The 16,782-nt window shown below is 40.2% G+C and carries 9 protein-coding genes; 5 read left to right on the top strand and 4 right to left on the bottom strand.

What is annotated here, in order from left to right:
- Positions 1-322 precede the first annotated feature (322 nt).
- Positions 323-2,203 (top strand): hypothetical protein, encoded by a 1,881-nt coding sequence (locus BV375_RS07375; RefSeq protein ID WP_086758833.1) that lies wholly within the window; start codon positions 323-325, stop codon positions 2,201-2,203.
- A 63-nt stretch (positions 2,204-2,266) separates the two neighbouring features.
- Here the strand turns inward: BV375_RS07375 and BV375_RS07370 are convergent, their stop codons facing one another.
- Positions 2,267-3,646, bottom strand: a complete 1,380-nt coding sequence (locus BV375_RS07370; RefSeq protein ID WP_243713873.1) for a CAP domain-containing protein — start codon at positions 3,644-3,646, stop codon at positions 2,267-2,269.
- 769 nt (positions 3,647-4,415) lie between these two features.
- On the opposite strand from BV375_RS07370, the gene BV375_RS07365 reads away from it, so the two are divergent.
- The 4 genes from BV375_RS07365 to BV375_RS07350 all read left to right on the top strand — a co-directional run bounded on the left by BV375_RS07365 (position 4,416) and on the right by BV375_RS07350 (position 11,433).
- Positions 4,416-5,168, top strand: coding sequence for a peptidylprolyl isomerase (locus tag BV375_RS07365; RefSeq protein WP_086758831.1), 753 nt, complete (start codon positions 4,416-4,418; stop codon positions 5,166-5,168).
- On the top strand, positions 5,165-8,086 hold the full coding sequence (locus BV375_RS07360; RefSeq protein WP_086758829.1) for a peptidase domain-containing ABC transporter: 2,922 nt from the start codon (positions 5,165-5,167) through the stop codon (positions 8,084-8,086). The genes BV375_RS07365 and BV375_RS07360 overlap by 4 nt, the downstream gene beginning before the upstream one ends.
- A gap of 137 nt (positions 8,087-8,223) precedes the next feature.
- Entirely contained in the window at positions 8,224-10,134 is a 1,911-nt protein-coding gene (locus BV375_RS07355; RefSeq protein WP_086758827.1) for an HlyD family efflux transporter periplasmic adaptor subunit, read from the top strand.
- 687 nt (positions 10,135-10,821) lie between these two features.
- Complete coding sequence (locus BV375_RS07350) at positions 10,822-11,433, top strand: hypothetical protein (RefSeq protein WP_086758825.1); 612 nt, start codon at positions 10,822-10,824, stop codon at positions 11,431-11,433.
- Between the two features lie 33 nt (positions 11,434-11,466).
- Here BV375_RS07350 and BV375_RS07345 read toward each other — a convergent pair whose 3' ends face one another.
- From BV375_RS07345 to BV375_RS07335, 3 genes are all read right to left on the bottom strand, one after another.
- Positions 11,467-12,441: a glycosyltransferase gene (locus tag BV375_RS07345; protein WP_086758823.1), complete on the bottom strand. Its 975-nt coding sequence runs from the start codon at positions 12,439-12,441 to the stop codon at positions 11,467-11,469.
- Between the two features lie 7 nt (positions 12,442-12,448).
- The gene (locus BV375_RS07340) at positions 12,449-13,744 is read right to left on the bottom strand and encodes a glycosyltransferase (protein WP_086758821.1); all 1,296 of its coding nucleotides are present in this window, start codon (positions 13,742-13,744) and stop codon (positions 12,449-12,451) included.
- An 867-nt stretch (positions 13,745-14,611) separates the two neighbouring features.
- Positions 14,612-14,770, bottom strand: a complete 159-nt coding sequence (locus tag BV375_RS07335; protein WP_243713872.1) for a hypothetical protein — start codon at positions 14,768-14,770, stop codon at positions 14,612-14,614.
- Positions 14,771-16,782: the final 2,012 nt, after the last annotated feature.

The following is a 16,782-nucleotide window of genomic DNA, read 5'->3' as shown; positions in this document are numbered from 1 at the left end:
AGGCTGGGGAAGTAGTATTGCTAGGTTTAATGCGCCGACAATTCATAAACATTCAGTGCTTAATACTATTCTGAATTTTACGTTTTATATTTACTGAGGCTACTGGTAAGGTATACCTAAAGCCGTTCAGCTCACTTTGTATAAATCTAGCTGTAACAATTCAGGAACAAATAATCAACATATAGGCGTCTATCTTCACATCTGCATCAGAAGATTGACGCTTGTTTAATTTCAAGCTGTTTAGCTTTAGGATTTTATACTTTTTGGTATTTATTTGCAGAGTAGCAATTATTTGACTAGTAACTAAATTATTACTATTAGTATGAAAGGTTCTTTGGGTAATTATTGTACCAGCAATCAAGCACGGATTTTCACTGCCTTAGTGTTAACAGGAATTTTATCTGTTGGGAGTGGGTTAACATTAATCAAAAGCAGTACTGCTGCTTCTGTTGATGCTTCGCCAGAGGCAAAAAACGAAGTCCTGAAAGAAAATTTCAAACAAAATCAATTACCACGTTCAATAGTTAATGTGGTGCTACAAGATTTATCCCAAAGAACAGGAATTTCTAGAAACAAACTGCAAATTATTGATTACAGCCAACAGAATTGGCGCAATGGTTGCTTGGAACTACCTCAACCAGATGAATATTGTACACAAGCCATAGTTCCTGGTTGGCGATTGGTCGTAGCTGATGGTAGACAAAATTGGGTTTATCACACAAATAATAATGGGCGTTCCTTCCGGTTAGCTTCAGCAAATACTTCAACTAATAACACCACAACCCAATTACCACAATCTGTCAAAAATCAAGTTTTGCAAGCTGCGTCTACACGTTTGCAACAGCCAATTTCTCGGCTAAATATTATTCAAGCCCAACAACAAACTTGGAGTGATGGCTGTTTAGGATTAGGTAATGCTAATGAAAGTTGTATCCGATCTGTAGTACCAGGTTGGCGGGTAGTTGTAGCAGCTGTTGGACAAACCTTGGTTTATCACACAGATCAAACAGGTTCCGCACTCAGGTTGAATGAAAATCCTAGCCAAATCGCTAATCAGAAATTGCCCCAAAAAGTAAGGGATGCTGTTTTGCGTCAAGCTTCTCAGGTGTCAGGATTACCAATCAGCGCACTGAACATCGTTGCGTCTAAACAGAAAAAATTCGCTAGTGGTTGCGATCGCGAAGCGTATCCGCAGGATTCACGTCCAGCTTATTCCAATGCTTGCGATCAAATACTAGTATCTGGTTGGGAAGTATTTGTCAAATCAGCTAACAGAATCAGCCCTTGGGTGTTTCTCAGTGATGAAAGTGGTTCCCAAATCCAGCTTGCAGGTCGTGACAGGCCAAATGGTAATACTAGCAACCTTACACCAGTCCCAATCCCCAGCAATGAGTTACCACCAGCGTTAGATCGAAATGTTGTATTTCGGCAAATCTCTAGTGGCGGCTTGGCAGGGAGTACCTACGAAACTGTTTTACTTGATGATGGTAGCTTGATTCGGGTGAAAATTGGTGACGCTAACGATTCTGAACGGAGAGTTCGCCGAGTTTCTCTGCAACAAGTGCAACAGTTTCAACAATTGTTGGCCAGCACAAGATTCGCTCAATTTAAGAATTTGAATTACCCAGCGCCCAGTGGTGCAGCTGATTACATTACCTATACCCTGACCAGCCCAGAAGGCACCGTCAGGTACAACAATATTTCTCAAGATCAACTACCGAGCAATTTACGGACTGTGGTGAAAGCGTGGAATCGGCTGCGCAATAGTCCAATTTCTGACAGCAATACAGGTGGTGCAGTACCTATTCCAGCCAATGAAATGCCATCACCTTTAGATCGAGATGTAGTATTTCGGCAAATTTCTAGTGGTGGCTTTACTGGTAGAACCTACGAAACTGTTTTACTTAACGACGGACGCTTAATTAAGGTGCGGATTGGTGATGCGAATGATTCTGAACGCAGTGTTCGTCGCATTTCTCCCCAGCAGGTGCGACAATTTCAGAAGTTAGTAGAGCGATCGCGATTTGGTGAATTCAAAAATTTGAGTTACCCAGCACCCCAAGGATCGGCTGATTATATTACCTACACTCTTACTAGCAAAGAGGGCACGGTGAGATATAACGATATTTCGCAAAATAAGTTGCCGAACAACTTACTACAAGTGGTGAAAGCCTGGAATCAGATTGCCAGTATTGCTCAATAATATCTAAGAAAGGGCGCGGCGATCGCGCCCTTATGGCAAAGCAGAGCTGAGAAACTGGATTAATTAGACAACAAAGTTTTTAGCGGTTAGGCTAGACGCATTGACATTTTCCAATAGCACAAACTTCTCGAAGCCACCAGATTTTGTTTTTCCATCGACATCAAGGCGGACAACAGTATCACTACCTAATTGTTCCAATTTCACGTAATCAGCGAATTTATTTGTGCTGGTGTAAGATGGGCCAGCCAAAATCTGACGCAAGTCGATCGCATCTTGATTAGAAGCAAAATCAGTAATGGTATCTCCTTTGTCTTGTAGTTTTTCATAGACGAAGGTATCGCCTCCAGCACCACCAGTTAAGCGATCTTTGCCTAACCCACCAGTGATGCGATCATTTCCATCACCTCCATTGAGGATATCTTTAGCTCTGCCACCCCACAACTTGTCATCACCTGAATCACCAGTCAAGACATCTTTTCCTTCTCCACCTCTAAGTTCTTTCCCAGTTTTAGAAGTAGGTGAAGGTGTAAGTTCAGAGACTGAATCTAATACAGAGGTTGGTATTTTGCTGGTGGGGTTGGTATCATTACTACCAAAGTCTTGAACCCAATAGTTTTTGTCAAAACCCACACCAATTTCGGTATAGCGGGGATTAAGGATATTAGCCCGATGTCCTGGGCTTTTCATCCAAGCATCCACCACCTGTTCTGGGGTTTTTTGACCAACAGCGATGTTTTCTCCAATTGTTTGAGCTTCAAAGCCAACTGCCTTGGCTCTATCTCTAGGAGTAGAACCATCTGGCCCTGTATGGCTCAAAACATGGCGTTGCGCCATCACTTCTGCATATTTGTCAGCCGCATAGTTAAGTTCTGCATTTCCTTTAAGTGGTGCAAGACCATTCTTAGCTCGTTCTTGATTAGTGAGTTGCAGAACTCGTTGTTCAAATGTGGCGTTATTACCTTCAGGGCTGGGGTTGGGTGTTGGCGTTGGTGTTGGTGTCGGTGTCGGTGTTGGTGTTGGTTGAGAACCTGAGGTTGGTATATTGCTCTTAGGGTTGGTATCGTTGCTACCAAAGTCTTGAACCCAATAGTTTTTGTCAAAACCTACACCAATTTGAGTATATCGAGGATTAAGGATGTTAGCTCGGTGTCCTGGACTTTTCATCCAAGCATCCACAACCTGTTTTGGTGTAGTTTGGCCACGAGCAATGTTTTCTCCTACGATTTGGGCATCAAAACCAACTGTGTTAACTCTATTCCGAGGAGTAGAGCCATCTGGCCCTGTATGACCAAAATAATTTTTCTGTGACATCAATTCTGCATATCTGTCAGCAGCATAGTTGAGTTCTGCATTTCCTTGGAGTGGTGCAAGACCATTCTTAGCTCGTTCTTGATTGGTTAAATCTAAGACTTGTTGTTCAAATGTCGGGCTATTTGTTGCCATCAATCCGTCCTCCTAAAGATTTGTTCACATGAACTCAGCAGCAAGAAAATTTCCGCTGCAACTTTTGGTAGAAGCAAACCTGAAGAGGGGTAAACAAGGCTAATGACAGCTTTGCTGTCGCAAGAAGCTTGTATGTATCTTGAAGTTTTGGATTAGATACATCAAAGTTACGTGTTAGAAGAGGGTTTTCCTCTGGCGCGACTTCCAGATTCAGAGGTTTGTTTATCTGCCTGAGCTTCTGGCAGTTGAATCACGACCCCGTAGGTTAAAAGGAAAACGATGTAAGCACTAATACACCAGTCGCTTTTCATCAGAATAAAAGATACAGTAGCTTTTTTCATCCTTCCCTTGTGACGGACAATAAAGCGTCACACGGTAGCAAAATTACAATTTATACCTGAGTTTCTAATTTTTATTTTTCTATAAAAAACCTGTTTATCAAGATGAAGCTAGCAAATACAGGAAATAGCTCTTTATTTTATGAGTATATTTTTTTACTTAAATTTTAATATAAAACTAGTGTAATTAATATTATCTAGTAACAAATTACTCCCAAAACGTATATAATGTGAAATTCTCGCTAAGTTACTGGAAGTTAAGGCTGAAAAAATTTACAAAGGCTTATTGAAAAAATTCCGGATGCGATCAAGAATGCCTGAACAGGAAAGAGAGGGTCATTAACCTCCTAGTCTCTTTAGATACTCTCACGGCGTGAGATGTACAGATTTCTGCCCAAACTTTAGAATGCGGAACGTGCTAGTCAGGAATTATGACGACACAAACATTACAAGTAAGTAACGAAATTCTTCAGGCAGAAAAATTACTGTCTTTGCTAAATCGTTACCAGTTGTTACCACAGGTATTACGTGCCAAAGTGATCGACGAAGCGATCGCATCCTACTCTTGCACGGAAGCAGAACATCTCGAGGCGATCGCCGACTTTCGTCAACGTCACCAACTCACTTCACCAGAGATAGAACAAGCATGGTTGCAAAAGCATAATCTAACGGTAGCAATCATCGAAGAGTTGGCAATCCGTCCGCTATTAATCCAGAAATTGCAGCTTGCAATGTGGGGCAATAAACTAGAGTCTTATTTTCTACAACGCAAAGTAGATTTAGACCGGGTAGTATATTCCATGATTCGTACCCAAGATGAAGGTTTAGCCCAAGAGCTATATTTTCGGATTGTTGAGGGAGAGCATTCTTTCGCAACCATAGCTCAGGAGCATTCTCAAGGTGCCGAAGCGCAAACAGGCGGAGTTGTTGGGCCAGTTCCTCTATCTCAACCACATCCGACAATTCAACAAATTTTATTTGTCAGTCAACCCGGTCAAATCTGGAAACCGCATTTAATAGCCGATTGGTATGTAATTATTCGCTTAGAGCAATTACTGCCCGCCCAGTTGGATGAAAATATGCAGCAGTATTTGCTAGACGAACTCTTTGAAGCCTGGATACAAACACAAATTCAAAGCTATTTACAATCTGCTAACCATTGTGTGGAGTATCTGATGGGATGAAGCCAGTGATCACCCAGACCGAAATTTTAGCATTCCTTGTCGACACTCCCCCGTTTAACAAACTCTCATTTGCTAGCTTAAAAAGCATCGCCTTTAAATGCCAACTTTTGCAATACCGCAGTGGACAATGGATGCTGGTTAAAGAAAGAATGCCAGCACAAGTCATGGTGATTTATCAAGGACAGGCGCGGGTATTGGGTTACGACCAATGGACGAACTCTCAAATTAGTTTGACTGTAGTAGAAAAAGGAGAGTTCCTTGGTTGGTTAGGATTGGTGCGTGGGGTAAGTTGCGAGGCGGTAATGGCCTCTACAGAAGTCATTGCTATCACTCTGGAAGCAGCAGAATTTTTGCAATTGATGGACACAGAACCAGAGTTTGCTCAAGCAGTGCGATCGCGTCCCCACATCAGCGAAGTTTTTGAACTCTTAAGTCTGGAAACCCAGCGTCATGCAGATGCAACCACCGATACCAAAGATTTAGCACGCCAAGTTTGGCAACAAACACAGGTGCTAAATTTACCTCCTGGACCAGTTCATTCCCAGCAGTTTAACAAACGGCATTTGTGGCTAGTCAGTGCTGGCGGTATTGAGGGTATGACAGTTGGCTATCGATTAGCGTTGAATGACTCTCAAGAGACTTGGGAAAACACAGCCGAAGTTCGCTTACTTGGCATTCCTTGGAATTCTCCTCATGAATATGGCGCTAGTTTAAAAATTGCTCCGGCTCCAGAATATCCCCCAGACCCCATTGCCGCAAGTCTCGCACCAGCACAAACAATATTTGTATCAGGAAAGGGCATCATTGACGCTCCTTTAGCCTGTTTCCAGATGTTGAATCAGATATTGGGAGGTTCTTTTCGCCGCGATTTAATCCGCAAAGTCTTGACCAATCAACTAAAATCCCACAAGCAGATTTCCTTGCCAGTAGCAGGCGCAGTTGTAGAAATGATGGGTTTGCAGGCCCAGTTAGTTACAGTTCCGGCTCATGTGATTAACCGCTTGACTGCGCCAGCCTTAATTTATTGGCAAGAAAATCTCGCTTTGCTATACAAAATTACAGAGCGGGAAGTTGTTGTCGCGGCTCCAGAAACAGGAGTAACTCAATATTCTCCCGCAGAGTTTGTCCAAATTTGGGGGGAATCTGGGCAAGTGTTGACGGTGGAAAAAGCAGAAGGCGATCGCCCCGAAAAATTTAGTTTGCGATGGTTTTTTCCTTCGATCTATAAATACCGTCTGGTGTTGGTTGAAGTCCTTGTGGCTTCTTTTTTTGTGCAGATATTTGGATTGGCAAACCCCATCGTCACTCAAATCATCATCGACACCGTATTAATTCAAAAAAGCCTCGATACGCTGGATATTCTAGGCATTTTTTTGTTGGTGATTGGAGTGTTTGAGGCAGCTTTAACGAGTCTGCGGATTTATTTATTTGCCGACACTACCAACCGCATCGATATTCGTTTGGGTTCAGAAGTAATTGAGCATTTACTGCGACTACCTCTAAGTTATTTTGAACGTCGTCGCGTTGGAGAATTAGCCGGACGGATTAATGAACTAGAGAATATCCGTTCTTTTCTCACAGGCACAGCATTGACAGTAGTACTAGATGCCGTGTTTTCTGTGATTTATATCGGCATTATGTTGTTTTACAGCTGGATGCTGACACTAGTTGCATTAGCTACCGTGCCATTATTTGCAATCCTGACTACCTTTGTTGTGCCGATTGTCCAACAACAGTTACGGAAAAAAGCCGAACGCTATGCCGATACTCAATCTTATTTAGTTGAGATTCTCACAGGCATTCAAACAGTCAAGGCACAGAATATTGAATTGAAATCTCGTTGGCAATGGCGCGATCGCTATACCCGATACATCAGCGCTGGCTTTAAGAATGTCCTAACTTCTAGCACCGCCAACTCTATCAGTGGATTTTTAAATCAATTTTCGAGTTTTGTGTTGTTGTGGGTAGGCGCGCATTTAGTCATCTCTAATCAACTCTCGTTAGGGCAGTTGATTGCGTTTCGGATTATCGCTGGTTATGTTACCAGTCCTTTGCTGCGTTTAATTCAGCTATCACAAAACTTCCAAGAAGTAGCATTATCTATCGAACGCTTGGGTGACATTTTAGATACAGTACCAGAAGTTCAGCCAAGCGATCGCCATAATATTCCTCTACCGGAAATTGCAGGTGCAATTAAATACAATGGAGTTTCCTTTGGCTTTAATCCAGAAGATAGTTTAAAACTGATCAATATTAATTTGGAAATTGCCCCAGGAACCTTTGTTGGGATTGTTGGACAAAGCGGTTCTGGTAAAAGTACTTTGACAAAATTATTACCACGACTCTACGAACCTGTAGCAGGACAAATTCAAATAGACGGTTATGATATAAGGAAAGTAGAGCTAAATTCTCTACGCCGCCAGATTGGCATAGTGTTACAAGATACCCTTTTGTTTGAAGGGACAATTCAAGATAATATTGCTTTGATTCGCCCAGATGCAACTACCGAAGAAATCATTGCTGCTGCCAAAGCCGCAGCTGCGCATGATTTCATCATGGCCCTACCCAACGGCTACAACACAATTGTTGGCGAACGAGGTTCTGCCCTTTCTGGAGGACAACGCCAACGAATTGCGATCGCTCGTACTGTTTTGCAAAATCCCAGATTATTGATTCTCGATGAAGCCACCAGTGCTTTAGATTACGAGTCTGAACAACAAGTATGTCGGAATCTAATGGAGTTTTTTCGGGGGCGTACAGTTTTGTTTATTACTCACCGACTCAATACCGTTAAAAATGCTGACACAATCATCATCATGGATCGGGGTGTAATTGCCGAGCAAGGAACACACGCCGAACTCATGGCAATGAAAGGACGTTATTACTGTCTTTTTCAACAACAGGAATCGCAAATATGAGGAAGAGAAGGGGGACGCGGTGACTTAGGGACGCGGAGAATCACAAATGACAAAGCGCAAAGTCTGATCGGAGGAAACCTTCGATCAGAACTTTGTAAGAGAGGACAACTGACAAAGGACAACGACCAAGTAGAACTATGCCAGATTTATCTTTGCTGCTAGCTTGCACACAATGTTCCAACGTTTCTCCAACACCTGCTAATTATTGCCAAGAAGTTTCTACTGATGAGAAAACTCCAAGAAAATCTGATATGGGTGCTTGCGTTAGCAAACCAGAAAGCATGGAGTTAGCATTTTCACCACCTATTAATCAAGAAAATTCGGTAAGCCATAGCACAATCGGCTCAACAGTAGCGCAAGCCAAATCTGAAAATCAACCATTTTTGCAGCAAAAGAGCGATTATCACAACAATTATATCGATGCTGTTGAAGCTCGCCCTTTAAATCTCGAAATGCTCCTATCTACGGGCGGTTTTTTATTTTTGTTTGCAGTTGGAGGAATATTCATAATCTGGAAGCGGTTTCCTGAGGCCCAGCGTCAATGGCAACTGCTTCTACAAGGAGATGTAGGTGTTTTTGGTGGTTCAGGGCTGACTTTACCCAAAGAGAAAGAGGAGTTCGATCAGCCTGTCATCCTCAAACAATCTCGTGCTTGGTCTCATGCTATTGTCTGGAGCATAGTAGGAGTAAGCAGTTTTGCAGTCATCTGGGCTTGTAATGCCAAGATAGATGAATCTGTTCCTGTGCAAGGTAAACTCGAACCTAAAGGTTTTGTCAAAGAGATCCAAGCACCAGTGGGCGGGGTAATTGCCAAAATTCACGTGCAAGAAGGGCAAAGAGTCAAAAAAGGCGATTTATTAGTAAGCTTCGATCGCACCACCAGTCAGGCCAAATTAACTTCTCTGCAAGCAGTTCGCGCCAGCTTAAAAGCGGAAAATCAGTTTTACCTTACCCAAATGCGATCGCTCTCAGCTAATTCTAGTTCTAAGCAGTTGCAAGAATTACCGGAATTAGCAGCGCTGACAGAAAACCGTGCGGCGTTAGTGCAGGAAAATCAACTTTTTCGTGCAGAATTAAATCAAGGTCTAGGAATAACGGATTTAAATCCACGATTTAAAGAACGCTTACAGACTAGGCAATTAGAAAGAGAAACTCGAATTGAGTCAGTGCGGTTGGATAGAGAACAGTTAACTCGGCAGTTAAATCAAGTGCAAGTGCAACTGATTAACGCTAGAAGTAGTCTGACGACAAATTTAGAGATTGCTAGTAACTTAGAAACTCTGGTGCAAAAGGGGGCATTTGCTCGCTTACCTTACTTAGAAAAACGACAAGCAGCAGACACTAGCCAAGCTGAAGTTAACCGCCTGGTGCAGGAAGAAGAACGTCTAAGATTAGCGATCACCCAAGGGCAAAAGAAATTACAAAATGCGATCGCTCTTTCTAAAGAAGATTTACTCAGCAAAATAGCCGATAACGAAAAGCGTATCGCCGACATTGATAGTCAACTCACCAAAGTTATTGTCGAAAACAATAAAAAAATCCAAGAACTTAACAGTCAAATCAGCGAACTCCAGTTAAATATGAAATATCAAGAACTGCGAGCTTCAAATGATGGTATTGTTTTTGATTTAAAACCTCGTAGTCCCGGATACGTTTATAACAGCAGTGAATCTATTCTCAAAATTGTGCCGCCAGAAAACCTAGTTGCACAAGTTTTCATCACTAACAACGATATTGGCTTTATCAAAGCCGGAATGCCTGTTGATGTCAGACTTGATTCATTTCCCTACACTGAATTTAGTGACATTCAAGGAGATTTAATCCGTGTAGGTTCTGATGCTCTACCCCCCGATCAAACCCATCCATACTATCGTTTTCCGGCAGAAATTCGGTTAAGAAAGCAATCCATTAATATCAATGGCACAGAAGTCCCACTACAATCAGGAATGTCTTTGAGCGCGAATATTAATGTTCGCAAACGCACTGTTATGAGTATTTTCACAGATAAGTTTTTAGGGAAAGTTGAAAGTCTGAAATATACTCGTTAAAGGCTTTTTGCGCAAATCTTAATTAACACGGAAAAAACCACAAATGAACACCAATTTATCTGTGTTCCTCTGTGGTTTAATACGTATGCTTTGAATCATAATTTGAGAAAAATCTTGAACCATAAATTAAAAGAAAGTTAACGCAATTTCAGCAACACAGCCGATAGCAACGCAAGTTTCTGCATCAAATTATGAGAGAGTGTTTAATTTCTGAACCATATTTCAAGTGGTTAGGCGATTGGCTATTTAATATTTACTTTACGAATCAGCTCTAATCGTTAACCTTAGAGCTACAAACTGGCTGCGTATTTGTAGGTACGATGATCTAAAAATCTTAGTGAATTAACACCCTTGTCGGGTAAACTCTGGGCTTTAAAAACCCTCACTGTATTAGGTACTCCTAATCAGTGGTGGGTAGTTTACTATTTCTCACCGTTACATAAGACCGATCCGAAGCATAGATCCGAAGTGAGGAGTACTTCAGTTTGGAGATGTGGGCATCAACTATTGTATAGGCTCTGAGGTTCTGACGGTCTAACTGACCGCGTTTTTCAGATTCAATGCAGCGTTTAAATTAGTTTAGGCAAGATAATGGCTTATTTAATACATATGCATAATTTATGGCATTATAAAATCCAAAGGTGAACAAACCTGTATTTAAAAGAAATATGTAATTGAGGTAATGGTGTGAGTACATTTCTGTCTGGTGTGGCTGTATTCCTCTCTACTGTGGCTTTAATATGTGGTGGCTATGCAGCTTACGAAGTTTTCACACTGCGACAAACGCTAAATACCACCAACATTAGCACAGGAGTTAGTACTGCTATTTCTCCCACCTCTGCCACAAAATCAATTCCCGCAGAACCCACAGCATCGCCAGAAAAAACAACACCAGCATCGGTCGCTATCTCAGTACTTCAGCCTGGTCAATTTATGCAACCTGCGTTTGGTAATAAGGCAGAAGTTGAGTTACTTTCAGCAAAACGGATTAAAGATCCAGAAACCGGAAACCGTGATGTAGTGAATGTGCAGATGCGCATCCGTCGCCAAGCTACTGACGGAGTTGGTGGTGGCGATATTATATCCGTTGCTAGTACAACAGCTCGTAATCCTGAGACCAGTGAAACCTACAAAGCAATTGCTTTAAATCGCTCAACAGGTAGTGTTTCTTTAGCGCAGCTACGTCCCAAAGCGTCAGCCGATGCTTATGTATGGATCAGGGTTCCTGATGGTGTCAAGAACCTGGACATTTTTGTGCCAGATACAGCTGCATTTAAAAATGTACCAATTTCTAACTAAACTTCTAGCTGGATGATACTGCAATCGCAAATTTCACCAGCTAGTTATCAAGCGGTTAAATATCCTATCCATCAGACGCAGGATTTTACTCACCACCCGAAAGCCAAAGTTACCAATAGACAATTTTCGGGCGAAAGGGTGAATAATTGTCATGTGGCGTCTCGATCCCAAGCGGTTGTATCTATTTTGAAAATACTCATCTTCCGTAAGATTCCACTTTTGGCGTAAGTGTTTGAGGCTTGCCAATTCCCAGCGATCGCTCCAGCGCAGCATATAGTAATGTAGGTCTGTCCACTCTAGGGGTGGCCCTGGTACATAAGTTACGAGAGATTTCGGTTCGAGATAGACTGTACCGCCAGCCTCGGCTACCAACATGCATAAATCGACGTGTTCTTTCGTGGAAAGCAGCGCTTCATCCAAAAAACCAATTTGCTGAAATATTTCTGTGCATACCAGCATACAGTGAAATTCTGCTAACCCCGTTTGCTGCTGTTTTAGCTGGGGTTGCACATCTGCAACTCGCCGACCTTGATCGTAAATCTTCTCAATAATCCGCCGTCTGTGCGTTTCTACCTTAACCCCCGTTTCGCCTCCTGCACAATGTACTTCTTGATGTAGAGGTGTACCTTGGCACAGGAGAGGACTGACTACGGTTGCTTCCGTTGCTTGCGCACAGTCTACCAATGGCTTAAGCCAACCTGGAGTAACAACTACGTCGTTATCTAGGAAAACAACATATTGGCTAGTAACTTGTTTGAGTCCCATATTTCTAGCGCAGTTTGGAGACAAGTAACGATCGCTGCGAATTAGTTTAAATTGCTTTTGCTGTGCTTGTTCTGTTAGATAATCTTTGATATGAGGAGGCGAATTTCCATCTACATAAATTAAATTAAATGGATAGTTTGTATGCTCATAAATGCTTTCCAAAGATTCGCGAGTATAGCTAAAACGCTCTCGTGGAACAACAACAATTGTAACTTTGGGGTTTGCGATCGCTGATAAGTTCATCTCTGTATTAATATCCTTGAGAATTCAAACTTCTGGTGACAGCTAAAGCTGGTTCTAGTAGCGGTAAATTATTACTACTTACTCGTTGATAAATTTGTATCAATTCATCGTTAAGCATGTTGATATCGTAGTGTGCTTCTACATAAGCACGGCCTGCTTGACCCATCTGTGACCAAATTTCTGGATGCTTGATTAGATAAGTTAATTTTTCGGCGATCGCATCAACATCGCGTTCTGGAACAAGAAAACCAGAAATCCCATCTTCTACCAGTTCAGGAATACCACCATGTAGCGTACTGATGACTGGTAAACCCATAGCCATTGCTTCTTTTAAAGTGTTGATGGGAGCATCTTGATTACCATCATGAGTTGTGACGCTTGGAGCAATAAAAATATGGGATTTATCAAGAATTTCAATAATTTCTGGCTGATTTCTCCACCCCAAAAGCTTGATTTGAGTAGCAACATTTAATTTTTCAATTAATTGCTGTAAATCGGCTTGCAAATAACCATCACCAATGATGTTGTATTCGATACTGGGGTAAGTTTTTACCACCTCAGCAACAGCACGAATGCTGTATTCTATGCCTTTCTTTTCAATTAAGCGACAAGTTGTGGTAACGTAAATTTTCTCATTTGCACTCGGAGGAAGCCTTAATTTAAATTGAAATTGGCTACAATCTATTCCTGAACCATGTACAACAATTTTTTGTTCATCACAACCCAGTTTAATAGCTTTTTTTTGAAAGTATTTACAATTTGCTAAGAAGAAATCTCCCTTCTTAAAGAGTTCGTCATAGATGTGTTCCCCACGTTCATGAACAAACCAAGTGATATCATAACCCCGAAAAGAAGTAATCAACTTTCCTTTAATAGCGCCGATATCACGCCAAATCATAGCTTCGCGGGCAAATGTGCCAAATTGGCAATGGATGATATCGTAGGATTTAGATTCTAATAAGGGTATCACTGAGTAGAACAATCTTAAAGAAGTTGCCCATCTGCCATATTTGAAAAAATTAAGCGATCGCAGTAATACTAAAGGATTTTTATAGAAATTCTTAATTAGTAATTTTATAGCTTTCAACAGCCGTGAAAAGTGATTTGGAGGTATATATGGTTGATAAAAAGTCCGATTTAACAACTGATACTTCTTCACGTTCGGATGTACTTTAAGAGTATTAGCTGGTTGATAAGCGTAAATATCGACTTCATGACCCCGGTCGATCGCACCTATAATTTGATTAAGAATAAATGTTTCTGACAACACGGGAAAATATCCAACTACAAAGGCTATTTTCATTATTAAATTGCCAAGATTAGCTTACTACATGAAACTTGGAGCAATTGTTTTAGGGCTAGGCAGTGCCTAAATTATGCTGTGTATTTATTTTTGTATGGTTGCAATGAATTTTAATATATATTTATGCGGAATTCAACAAAATTTTTTTGAATAAAACCTGACTTTTTGATATTAGTATTTTAGAAAAATATTTAGTTAAAAATAATACATTATATTGGACTTCTATTTGATTTTTGAACGAATTCCGTATACTTTAAACTTCCCTTCTTTCCTGTTCCCTACCTCTACGAGTGATTTCTCCGAATCAAATCAGATTTGTATCTGTTTGTAGCTGTAAAACAGAAGATTAATATCAAGCTGCTTTTCTCGCTTTCAATTACAAAAAAGCCCTCACTTTTATAGCGAGAGCCTGGTGTTTATTGATACTTTTTAAAGAAGCTAATCAAATATAATTTACGTTTAATGTGAATTAAATCTTGAAACCATTGTAATCTAGTTGCTCATCAGAAAATCGTGATTTTGGGCTAGTCTAGAACCCTTGTAAGATAAGCTGTTAGGCGCTACAAGTGCACGATTATGCATTATGGCTGTCAGCCCAAAGCAACTTTTGACCGTTGAATCTTAACCACCGAAACTGCGACAATGTGCAATTTAAATGCGCCTTAGCTTAAGAAATGTTACTAATTCACATAAGACCTAATTTAGAAATAAGTAAAAGGGTAAAAACCTTACTTATAAAATAGCTTCCTGGCATAAATCATATTAGAGGATGCCAAACGCTTTAGCAGCAGTGGGGTAAAGAGGGTACAAGAATCCTGTCTAAATACATTATTTTTACCTTAATCACCCCAAAAAGCCAATTTATAGCTATAAACCTCTATCTGCCGCTAATTTACGTAATTTTTGGACTAATTCCTTCCCGTTTCCCAGCTTATGTTTCGTCCCTAGGTCGATTAGTTCGCGTTCGATTTGTTGTCTATCGATAGCATCTCCATCTAAGTAAAATCCAAACACTATATCTACCATTGCATCTGTGTTTTGGTTAGTTAAGCGTATCAAATTCTCTATCATTGCGTATCTCCAAAATTAGTTGTAACAAGCCTGGAGTAGGAAAAACAGCATAATCACATGTATACTTCTCCTAGACTTATGCTATTCTTCCCGTGATTTTACTTAAAATAACAAAGTATGTGTTAAGAAAAATTTTAATACTTAAATGCTGAAAGAGCCTTTGGTTCTTTTCACAAAAAAAAACCGTAGCTGGCGACTACGGTTCTATTGAGCGAACTGACTCTAACTTGCTGTGAGAAGATGGAAGTATTACAACGTGAGCAACTCTGGCGTTGTTTAATATCTTTGAAAACATAGTCTACTGGCTCTAGTTGCATATGTCATTACTTAGATAAGCTAATTAGGTTAGTTAGATATTTATCTAAGCCACCGTAAAATTTTGTATAACAGGCAGTGTTAAAAAAGCTTGTTTAGGCAGTTTAACCGTAATAACACAGTAAATTTGATAATTGAAAACACTTTACTATAATGTAAGTAGTGTTAATCACCTCAATTATCACTACGACTGTAACGTAAAATTCAGTAAGCTGATGTAATATTTCTTTAAACTTACTGAGGTTAATCTTTGAGCAAGAACATCAAATTGCTTTTAAGCAATATAAAACCCTGAGTCACCTCAGGGCAGGCTAAAAAGTAATATACCAGCGTTAATTATTATCAAATTGCTGGTGATGCTATGGTTTCGTCCATTGGGTATATTTAGTTGTCTATCAAAAGACTTAAATACTTCAATATTATTTACATTGCTATAAGTATTAATACTCATAATTTAGGGTATTGACAGAAGGTTATAAGATTATATTTGCTAGTTAGGAAATATATTCTCTAACTCTTTTTAATTAATGCTTTAGGTAGATATTCGATCTATCTGCAAATTCTAAACTTTTATTTGGTAGGACACTTATGTAACGACTCACACGAATTTATCCCCACATATTGATGTGGGGATTTTATTTTTTAGTTAGCCATTAGTTACTATAAACTGCTTTTTCAGTTTCTATCTATAAATACAAAATAAATCTAAAATAATTTTGGCAAATTTTTTGCTCAATAAAGTTAGTATTTTTACTAAAATTTAACTAGAATTTAACTCCAGTTTATCTAGTTATGTGTAAATAAATTAGTATTCTCCAAATTAATAAAATTTGCGATCGCTTCAAAAGTTTGGTCTGCGCTTTTAGCAGTAAACATTGAACCATTAGCTAAATATATATCATTTTCAGAGTCCAACCTGAAAATAATATTGTAACTACTGCTATAGGAAATGAGCCAGACTTTGTTAAAAGTACTAAGGGATAACTACCCCATGCATCAATAGTCTTTGTATCTAGCTTTGCACCTTGTAATACCTTTTCTCTAAAATCTGGCTACAAATGAATCTTCCTATCTCCCCGTCTCCGCGTCCCCGCGTCATTCATCATCTTTTGTCTACTTTTAGAGAATTGTTATAACTCTTGAATATCCCAATTTTTAACTTGGGATTTTAAAAAACCTTTAATAACTAATTGACAACGCCCTTGTGTAGGTGTCGAGCGATTACAAGTAAGAGTAGTTGCTCGGGTGCATCCCAGTTTTTATTTTGCAACTAGAGAATAACTGTCATTGCGTAAAGCCTACGGCATAGCTTCGCTTAGCGCGTAGCGTCTCGTAGAGAGGAGGAACGACGTAGGCGGAGCCTTCCCGAAGGGTAGCAATCACAAAATCTTCAACTAAGAACGAGTCCATGCGATTGCTTCGCTCCGCTCGCAATGACGTTCAAAAAAGTGGGATGCTCCCTAGTTGCTCTGCCTAGCGATGTTACCAAAAAAACACCTCCAGCTATGAAGATGCTGCCAAATAACCAATACAGAAAGCCTTTTGGTTTGAGATTTATCCTTAACAAAGTTGGAGTTTGCTGTAAAATGTTTAATCTCATACTTGCATGTTAAGTAAGTTGGGGTAAAAATAAATACCACTATCAATCAGAT

Source organism: Nostoc sp. 106C, assembly GCF_002154725.1.
Classification (GTDB): Bacteria; Cyanobacteriota; Cyanobacteriia; order Cyanobacteriales; family Nostocaceae; genus Aulosira.
Note: the sequence above shows the minus strand (reverse complement) of the source record. Positions and strands in the feature narration are given on the sequence as shown.